The sequence below is a fragment of the Kocuria sp. genome, assembly GCF_030536815.1.
GTDB lineage: Bacteria > Actinomycetota > Actinomycetes > Actinomycetales > Micrococcaceae > Kocuria > Kocuria gwangalliensis.
In genome coordinates this window covers 1-2,156 of record NZ_JAUNPE010000271.1, presented here as the reverse complement: position 1 = coordinate 2,156, position 2,156 = coordinate 1, and the positions used below count along the sequence as shown (strand labels likewise).

1 protein-coding gene is annotated in these 2,156 nt (G+C 62.3%); it reads right to left on the bottom strand.

The features are described from left to right. Nucleotides 1-60: 60 nt before the first annotated feature. On the bottom strand, nucleotides 61-2,082 hold the full coding sequence (locus tag Q4E95_RS13070) for a glycosyltransferase (RefSeq protein ID WP_303383714.1): 2,022 nt from the start codon (nucleotides 2,080-2,082) through the stop codon (nucleotides 61-63). Nucleotides 2,083-2,156: the final 74 nt, after the last annotated feature.

Below are 2,156 nucleotides of genomic sequence, written 5' to 3'. Positions count from 1 at the left end.
CCGGATACAAGACGACGCCGCACGCGAACGAACACGTGCGGCGTCGCGCATGGAGTAAAATTACTTCTTGGGGCCGTTCTCGGCAAAAGTACGCGCCCAGGCTTCCGGTGACGTGATGTCCGGAAGCGCAGCGCGGTACTGCTTGCTCAGCGACTCCCACTGTGCAAAGAGCTCCGCGTGCAGCTTGATGCTCTCGGTCATCAGTTCGCGCACCTGCGCCGGGTCACGTCGGTACCACGAGGCACCCGTACCGTCCGCATTGGAGACGATCGCGGAATCCAGGGTGGCCAGGTAGGACCAGTGACCGTCCATGTGGGCAACGTTGGCTTCGGGGTTCTCCTTGGCCATGTCACGCACCGGACGCAGCGTCTGCTTCAAGACGGTGCGCACGGCCCACGGAATGAGCTGCGGCTTGGTGGGAGCCTTGGGAGCTTCCATGGTCTTGGGAGGCTTCTTACGGCGCACCGGCGGAAGGTCGGCCGGGTCCTTCACCACACGGGCGTCCGAGTAATCGTCCTTCATGGCGCGAATCTCGGGCATCCGGGTGGGCAGCATCTCGTGGAGTCCGTCCGGCCCGGCCAAGACGTCCTGAATAGCCAACAACACGGACTTCGCCGGGTAGTACTGCATGGACACCACGTGCTTGGTATCCGTGGTGATGGACTCACGCAACATCCGCCCGCCCTTGGAGTAGGGAGAGTGCAGGAGCGCCGCGATCAGGCGGTTGCGCTCGTGGAAGTAAGCTTGCCAGTCCACGGCGTCGTCCTTGTCAGCCCACGAAACGTGCCACACGGCCGCACCGGGAAGCGAAATGGTGGGGTAACCAGCTTCTTTGGCTCGCAGTGAGTATTCGGAATCATCCCACTTGATGAACACGGGCAGGGACAACCCGATGTCCTCCATGACCACACGGGGAATCAGGCACATCCACCAGCCGTTGTAGTCGGCATCCCAGCGGCGGTGCAGCCTGGGCCGCGAACGCAGACCGCGCTCGGCGAAGTCCACTCCGCCCAGACCGTCGATGGGGCCCCACAGGAAGCGGTAGGGGTTCACAACTTCTGCATAGGCGTTGAGCAACGGCTTGTTGTACATGTCGAACATGTGGCCGCCGATGATGGACGGCGTGTGGCACATGTCGGCGAACGCCGCGGCACGCAGCACACCCTCGGTCTCGAGGAGGATGTCGTCGTCCAAGATGATCACGTAGTCGGACTTCTCCACGCCCTGAGGCGTCTCACGCCCCTGGAGCACCTCGTACATGTTGCGAGCAAAACCGCCCGAGCCACCCATGTTGCCCTGACGAATGACGCGCAGCTTGCCGTTCATTGCGGACTCGGCCTCGACGAAGTCAGCCTCGTCCGAGACCAACTTGTTGCCCTGGTCCACAATGATCAGTTCGTCCAGAACCGTATCCAATTCCTTGGCCGCGGCAATGGTCTTGATCGTGTTGACGCAGTAGTCAGGCCGATTGAACGTGGTAACGCCCAATGTCACGCGGCCTATCTGGCGGTCGCCCGAAGGAACCAGCCAACTGGCCTCGTCCAGGATCATGCCCTCGTCGTCCGAAATGAGATCGAACCAGTACCAACCGCCGTCACCGAAGGGCGCCAGCGTCAGCTCGAATTCGTGGGTGTCAGTCCCCTCGACTCTGCGGTCCTCAACGCGCTGGGCAACGCCGCGCGCGTTGGAACGGTAAACGATCAACGAGCCCGCACCGGTGGTCTTGACGCGCAGGACCACGGAATCCGCCACGGTCCACCGACGCCAGTAGCTGGCAGGGAAGGCGTTGAAGTAGGAACCGAAAGAGACTCGCTTGCCGGGGCGAATCCGAGCCGACCTGCGAGAAATGATGTCATCCGGGTGCTGCGACGCAGTGTCCGAACCCGCAGAGGAAGGGCCCTCCACGTTGATGGGTCCGTCAATGTAGAGCGGCAAGGAGTCCAGGTCCTTGTTGGCGGGGAAAACCACGCGCGCAACTTCGCGCAGGTCCTTGCCGTTGGTCGGCTCATTGGTGATTTTGGCCAGGTACTCCTGGCTCTCCCCCGACCGAGCCGCTGTGTCCTGTGGAGTCTGCTCGCTCACTCGTCAACGCCTCCGCTGCTCAGCTGTGCACCGGACGTGAAGTGCGGTGCAATCTTGTTGTCCACCATGGACAG